The sequence below is a fragment of the Myroides indicus genome, from assembly GCF_004364575.1.
Lineage (GTDB): Bacteria > Bacteroidota > Bacteroidia > Flavobacteriales > Flavobacteriaceae > Flavobacterium > Flavobacterium indicum_A.
This window is the reverse complement of the sequence record NZ_SOAG01000016.1, coordinates 70,435-76,671: the sequence shown is the minus strand read 5'-3', so window position 1 is coordinate 76,671 and position 6,237 is coordinate 70,435. Positions and strand designations below refer to the sequence as shown.

9 protein-coding genes and 4 tRNA genes are annotated in these 6,237 nt (G+C 32.3%); 7 read left to right on the top strand and 6 right to left on the bottom strand.

Annotated features, from left to right (window positions below):
* Positions 1–124: 124 nt before the first annotated feature.
* On the bottom strand, positions 125–1,198 hold the full coding sequence (locus C8P70_RS08145) for a hypothetical protein (RefSeq protein ID WP_133712838.1): 1,074 nt from the start codon (positions 1,196–1,198) through the stop codon (positions 125–127).
* A gap of 81 nt (positions 1,199–1,279) precedes the next feature.
* Here C8P70_RS08145 and C8P70_RS08140 point away from each other — a divergent pair, with 81 nt between their 5' ends.
* From C8P70_RS08140 to C8P70_RS08130, 3 genes are read left to right on the top strand one after another with little or no spacing between them, the layout of a single operon-like run.
* Complete coding sequence (locus tag C8P70_RS08140; protein WP_133712837.1) at positions 1,280–1,669, top strand: RNA-binding S4 domain-containing protein; 390 nt, start codon at positions 1,280–1,282, stop codon at positions 1,667–1,669.
* On the top strand, positions 1,647–2,234 hold the full coding sequence (locus C8P70_RS08135) for a methyltransferase (protein WP_133712836.1): 588 nt from the start codon (positions 1,647–1,649) through the stop codon (positions 2,232–2,234). Before C8P70_RS08140 ends, C8P70_RS08135 begins: the two co-directional genes overlap by 23 nt.
* A gap of 2 nt (positions 2,235–2,236) precedes the next feature.
* Entirely contained in the window at positions 2,237–2,734 is a 498-nt protein-coding gene (locus tag C8P70_RS08130; protein WP_133712835.1) for a phosphoribosyltransferase family protein, read from the top strand.
* On the opposite strand, the gene C8P70_RS08125 is transcribed toward C8P70_RS08130, so the two are convergent.
* Positions 2,731–3,252, bottom strand: coding sequence for a shikimate kinase (locus C8P70_RS08125; RefSeq protein WP_133712834.1), 522 nt, complete (start codon positions 3,250–3,252; stop codon positions 2,731–2,733). The genes C8P70_RS08130 and C8P70_RS08125 overlap by 4 nt on opposite strands.
* Positions 3,253–3,379: 127 nt before the next feature.
* Here C8P70_RS08125 and C8P70_RS08120 point away from each other — a divergent pair.
* From C8P70_RS08120 to C8P70_RS08105, 4 genes are all read left to right on the top strand, one after another.
* A tRNA-Lys gene (locus C8P70_RS08120) sits at positions 3,380–3,452 on the top strand.
* A gap of 43 nt (positions 3,453–3,495) precedes the next feature.
* Positions 3,496–3,568: transfer RNA gene (locus C8P70_RS08115), tRNA-Lys, on the top strand.
* A gap of 42 nt (positions 3,569–3,610) precedes the next feature.
* Positions 3,611–3,683 (top strand) — tRNA-Lys (locus C8P70_RS08110).
* 16 nt (positions 3,684–3,699) lie between these two features.
* Positions 3,700–3,781: transfer RNA gene (locus C8P70_RS08105), tRNA-Leu, on the top strand.
* 89 nt (positions 3,782–3,870) lie between these two features.
* Here C8P70_RS08105 and C8P70_RS08100 read toward each other — a convergent pair.
* The 4 genes from C8P70_RS08100 to C8P70_RS08085 form a co-directional block, all read right to left on the bottom strand.
* A complete protein-coding gene (locus tag C8P70_RS08100) occupies positions 3,871–4,038 on the bottom strand; it encodes a flagellar basal body-associated FliL family protein (protein WP_166666194.1) in 168 nt (55 codons plus the stop codon).
* 277 nt (positions 4,039–4,315) lie between these two features.
* Entirely contained in the window at positions 4,316–5,224 is a 909-nt protein-coding gene (locus C8P70_RS08095) for an ISAon1 family transposase (protein ID WP_449406720.1), read from the bottom strand.
* A 19-nt stretch (positions 5,225–5,243) separates the two neighbouring features.
* Positions 5,244–5,597, bottom strand: coding sequence for an ISAon1 family transposase N-terminal region protein (locus tag C8P70_RS08090; RefSeq protein WP_133712832.1), 354 nt, complete (start codon positions 5,595–5,597; stop codon positions 5,244–5,246).
* Between the two features lie 106 nt (positions 5,598–5,703).
* A complete protein-coding gene (locus tag C8P70_RS08085; protein ID WP_133712831.1) occupies positions 5,704–6,234 on the bottom strand; it encodes a DUF4252 domain-containing protein in 531 nt (176 codons plus the stop codon).
* Positions 6,235–6,237 lie beyond the last annotated feature (3 nt).

Below are 6,237 nucleotides of genomic sequence, written 5' to 3'. Positions count from 1 at the left end.
GTATTCATATACTTTAGTTTCTGCAGCCAAATGTATACATTACCTTACTTTTTTAAACAAAAAAAGTCGGAAGATTAATCTTCCGACCATGACTAGGCTAGCCTCGCTTTTTTCGTTTTGATTATTAATTCCAAATCCATTCACCGTTAACTCTGTCTGGAAAACAAGTGTTGTTGAGGTACCTTGGAATATCGCTTCCGCAGCTTTTTAATTCAGGAGCGTCGTATGAATAATATTTTATTTTACCATTTTCATCTTTGTATGATATTTCGTCTTTGGTAGAAATTCCGTCACCATCATCGTCTATGTCTAAAAAATTTGGAATAGCATTATCGTTTGTATCATAAGAAAAGTAATCGTGGATAGTAAGTTCTTCTACCGGTTTTATTTCTTTGACTTCAAATTTAGACGGAATACCGTCCAAATCGTGATCTCTTTCTAAATTGTTTATTAAAGTTATATCTGTAATCCACGGAGTGTAGGCTGCTATTTTCCCGTAAGCTTCGTTAAATTGACCTAACCCTGAAGGAATAAACGCGATGATTCTTCCTGCAGAGTTTTCATCATATGTTATAGTTCCATCAGGAGTAGTTGTGATATTTGTAGCCGTTTTTATAAACTTCAAAACTTGCCGTTCTCCCGTATACATTCTCTTTGGGCTTTTTCCTGAATTATATTCTGCAATTGTAGGAGGGAATGAATAAAAATCACCATTAAAAGTACTGCTGGATAATTCATTCTTGATGTTGTAATTTCTTCTTTTAATATATAAAGAGTCAATAGGAGAAGCTATATTGCCTTGTCCTTCATTAACTATTAAATAATAGATTTTGTATTTAATAGTATCAGCCGATTTGTAATAATTGTAATATGTTCTGTTATTGTATATATTGGTATAAGGCATGGCCAGATAATCATCATTTCCCATAATAACAGACTGAAGCCGGGGATCGTCAGCTAATACAGATTGTCCTGAATATTTAGGACTGGTTATGCTGTCAAAAGAAATACTCTCACCATTTTCAATTATATAATTGTTTTTTAAGTATTTTTCAATACTTTCAATGTCTTCAGTATAGACTTCTTTGGTATCTCGTAGCGGAACTTCGATATAATCAGAAGGATTATCGTCTTTTTTACAATTCGTAGCTAATAAGCCTATGGCACACAGACTTAAGACAGCAAATAATCTTTTCATTTTTTTAAATCATTTTAATAGCGCAAGATACAATTTTACTTTATTTTTGTGTAGTTTGTCTGGAAATTTTAATATTTAATTATGCGTATTGATAAATATTTATGGTGTGTAAGATATTATAAAACTCGCAATATAGCGACTGAAGCATGTAAAAAAGGTCATATCACCGTGAATGGACAAGTAGTGAAACCTTCAAGAGAGGTTTTTGCAACAGATAAAATAACCTTACGGAAAGATCAGATAGTTTACAGATTCACTGTTTTAGATATTCCTCAGAATAGAGTGGGAGCAAAATTAGTAGATATTTATCGCAAAGATGAAACTCCGAATGAAGCATTTGAGCATATTGAACTATTGAAGATGTCTAAGGAGTACTATAGGAGCAAAGGTATGGGAAGACCTACAAAAAAAGATAGAAGAGATATTGATGATTTTTTAGATTATGAAGATGAAGAAAGTCAATCTGAATAAAAAATACTGGGAAAAAAGATATAATAATGATAAGGCTAACTGGAATGCAGGAACAATTACTCCTCCATTAAAATTTTATATAGATCAGTTAAGAAATAAAAAAATAGATATTTTAGTGCTTGGTACAGGACATGGACATGAATTGCATTATCTTTTTCAGCAAGGGTTTAAAAATATAACGGGAATTGACTTTACTAATCAGGCAGCTTTACAGACAGCTAAGGAGGTTTCAGATTTTCCACTGGATAAAATTGTTTTAGGAGATTTTTTTGAACATGTTGGAGAATATGATTTAATTTTGGAGCAAACATTTTTTTGTTCCTTGCCGAGGGGAAAAAGAAGAGAATACGCAGAAAAAATACACGGTCTTTTAAAAAAAGGAGGTAAACTGGCAGGCGTATTGTTTGACTGTGAATTTGACGGAGAGGAACCACCTTATGGAGGAAATAAAGAAGAGTACGAAAAGTTGTTTTCAGCTTCGATGACTATAAAAGTATTAGAAACAGCCTATAATTCAATTAAGCCGAGAAGCGGAAGAGAGTTATTTGTTATAATTGAAAAGTAAATATGAATAAGAATATTATTTTAACCCAAGAACAGATAAAGTTTAAGACTAAAAGAATTGCTTACCAAATATATGAGACATTTGTAGATGAAGATGAAATAGTCATTGCGGGGATTGCTAATAGCGGATTTATATTTGCTCAGAAAATAGCAGAAGCATTGCAGGAAATATCTCAATTAAAAATTCAATTGTGCGAGGTTAGAATTGATAAGCAAAACCCTATCAACCCGATAGAAACATCTCTTCAGCCTGCAAATTATCAGAATAAAGCAGTAGTGTTGGTAGATGATGTCTTAAATTCTGGAGCTACTTTAATTTACGGCGTTAAATACTTTTTAGAGGTTCCTTTGAAAAAACTTAAAACTGCGGTTTTAGTAGATAGAAATCATAAAAAATATCCAGTAAAAGCTGATTTTAAAGGAATATCTCTGTCAACATCATTATTAGAACACATTCAGGTTGTATTTGAAAAAGACGATGAATACGTTTATCTGAGCTAATTGCTTGTTTTTTTTAGGATTTCGCTTGTAATTTCATCTGTAGATTTGCCGTCTACGGGAATAATATATTTTGCTTGATGATAGAAATAACTTCTGTCAAAAAGGTGTTTGGCAATAAAGGTTTCAAGAGTATCGTCTGAACCATTATTTAAAAGAGGGCGATGCTCTTTTTGGTCTTTTAAACGCATTGCTAAAGTTGTAATTGAAGCTTTTAAGTAAATAGATATGATGCCTTCTTTTTGCAGGATTAAGTGATTATTGGCATAGCACGGGGTTCCTCCGCCTAAACTTAACACGTAGCTGGGATTATTATTGATAATATGGTGTAAGATTTCATGTTCTTTTTTTCTAAAGAAAACTTCTCCCTTTTCAGTAAATATCTTTGAGATAGTAGCATTTAGCTCTTGTTCTATAACAGAATCCAGATCGAAGTATGGAATATTTAATTTTAAAGCTATAATTTTTCCTATAGTTGATTTTCCTGCACCCATATAGCCTAAAAGGATAATTTTTTTCATAAAAATAAAATATTGTCTGTTAGTAAGTTATAAGATAAAAATAAACATAGGGCAAAAATAAAACAATTTTGTCTCGGATTTAAAAAAAAACATTCTATATTTGCACCCGCAATCAGGGATTGAAAATGACTCGATAGCTCAGTTGGTAGAGCACAACACTTTTAATGTTGGGGTCCTGGGTTCGAGCCCCAGTCGGGTCACTTTTTTTATTGGTTAATTACGTCTTTATTTATATAGAGATACGACTCGATAGCTCAGTTGGTAGAGCACAACACTTTTAATGTTGGGGTCCTGGGTTCGAGCCCCAGTCGGGTCACTTTTTTATTGGTTAATTACGTCTTTATTTATATAGAGATACGACTCGATAGCTCAGTTGGTAGAGCACAACACTTTTAATGTTGGGGTCCTGGGTTCGAGCCCCAGTCGGGTCACAACTATTTGAGTTAAGTCCACGTGGAGGAATTGGTAGACTCGCCATCTTGAGGGGGTGGTGTCGTAAGACGTGTCAGTTCGAATCTGATCGTGGACACGTTTTTATTTTTCAAGTCAAAATGTTTAAACAAACACTAAGACTTATGAAAGTATAAAATCCGATTTTAATAACCGGATTTTAATTTTTTAAGAATAATCTTGTTTTTGTTTTTCCTTGTTGTCTTTCTTGTTAGAATTACCTCCCATCATTAAAAATAAAGCACAAACCAAAGCTACACATACTATAGCAAAGATGATTATCATAATAACTCCGTTGTTAAAATTGTACATCGGCAAATAGGATATTTGTTGCATAGTCATCAAATTATTTATTGTTATTTTATTACTAAAGTAAAACGTAAAAGGAAGGTATACAATGATATTTATCATACGATTCCTTATCAATGCAAAATAAAAGGATCAAGTACAAAAGTTGGGGGAGAGTATAAAAAAAGGTATTTTTTTAAAGTAGCTTTTTCCAGTTCGTATGTCACCCTGAGGTAACGAAGGGTCGCATCCTATACATCCTATTCCGCTTAAATTTTATTAGGTAAAAAGTTTAGTCAATCTAAAGAGGAAGAAAGCTTTATCTCTAACCCCCCCTGTACATCATCCTAAAGTATTTAATTTTAGCATTAAAAGACTCTGCAGAAGCATTAGTACTTCTGTCATTAAAATAGTTTAGTATATCTGCGTAATGCAATCTAAAGGTCTTGACTACCGTATTAAATTGTTTAAGGTTCGTATTTTCTACTTGATTAAACCAATAGGCTAGTTTTGTCATTGCAACTTCTTTAGGGATAAGTTGATTGTATATGCTCCTTAATTTATTGGTTAATTTGTAAGCTTGCTCAATTTCGGGGTATAATTCAAATAATAGTTTAGCTCTATGTTGTTGATCCAGAGTCCAATTATTAGAACTTTTATATAATAAATGTCTAGATCTTGCTAATAGCTGTTTTTTTGTATCTCCATTAGATAAGATATCAGTTGAATAGGTTTTATTTGTAACCTTAGCCAGAATAATAGCATTATTTTCATTGTCCATTTCAATCCAGCGATGTTTAATTCTAAAATTCTGAAGCGCTTCACTGGCAAGTTTTTGCACGTGAAAACGATCAATAACTTGTGTAGCATTAATGAAGCATTTTTTAGCTATTTGCTTCATAGACCCTGCCATATCTAAGGTGATTTCTTTAACTTTGTTTCTAAGGGATTTCGGTAGTTTTAGTAAGTGTTCTAGAACCATTTCTGATTTGGTTCCTTTTACGATAGCAATAATCGTGTTTTTCTTGCCTTTTCCAGCTTTAGAAGTGAGTATGGTATATAACTCCCCTTTAGACAAGCAGACTTCATCTATGGATAATTTTTCTGTTATATTTTGTGGGTACAATAACCAATCTTTAGCATGTTTGCGTTGATTCCAGGTTTTAAATTCACTGGTTTTGGTTTTGTATTGGCGTTGAAATTTCTTTCCATCAACGCCAAATAATTCTCCAATTGCTTTACAGCTAAGTATTTTAGTATCGGCTAATTTTTTTTAAGAACTCCGAAAACTCTTTAGTCATTCGTGTTCCTTCAGCAATTACGTTCCAATCTCGAGCAATTATTTCTCCTGTTTGTTTATCTGTCCAACGACGACGCTGAACATGTAATTTGACAGATTTTCCACGTAATGGAAAATCTTCGATGGTAGTCATAGGATAAAATCCTTTGGAAACTAATTGTGTATCTGTAAGTTGATTACCATAATCGTTCTTTTCTTCGAAGTAGATATCTAAACGACTATTTAATTCTTCAACTTTTGTAATATTAAAATGCTCTACCAAATACTCTGGCAGGATAAGTTTTAGTATTTCTTTGCTATCCATCATGATGCAAATATATTATTTTACAACTTCCTCCCCAACTTTTGCGCTTGATCCAAATAAATATAATGATTTTAGCTGTATTACACTAAAAAAACGTAAGATTGCCTTCTTATAATTTTTGCAAAGAATCACCTAAAGGTAAGTTCATTTTTTGTGTCAAGGACGATAATTCGTTTATACTGAACTGTCCGGTAATAATTAAAACAATAGTTTCTGTTTCGGGCGTTAGTCCTTCGTTGAGAAGAATAAGTTCATTTACTTCTTTTTCATTACCTTCTTTGTTGATGTAAATTGTTACCAGATGATAACTGTCTTTTTTGGACGCAAACTCTTTTAATTTTCCTTGACTATAATAGGCTTCCACAGCATCTTTGAGGTTGTTTTTTTCAACAGAATGTTTTGTGTTGAATACTTTTAAGCTGGATAATTTTTTAATGAGTTCAAAATATCTTTTTTCTTCATTATTAGCGGGCTCAACTTTTACATTTGACATCATATCAAACATTTTTTGATTGACGATGACGCTGCTGATATTTTTATTTTTTTCAAATTTTGAAAATAAATCTTGTGCATTGACAAGATTTATCCATCCGATGCATGTGAAAAGCAATAAGCTAATGTGTAAAATATGTTTTTTCATAAT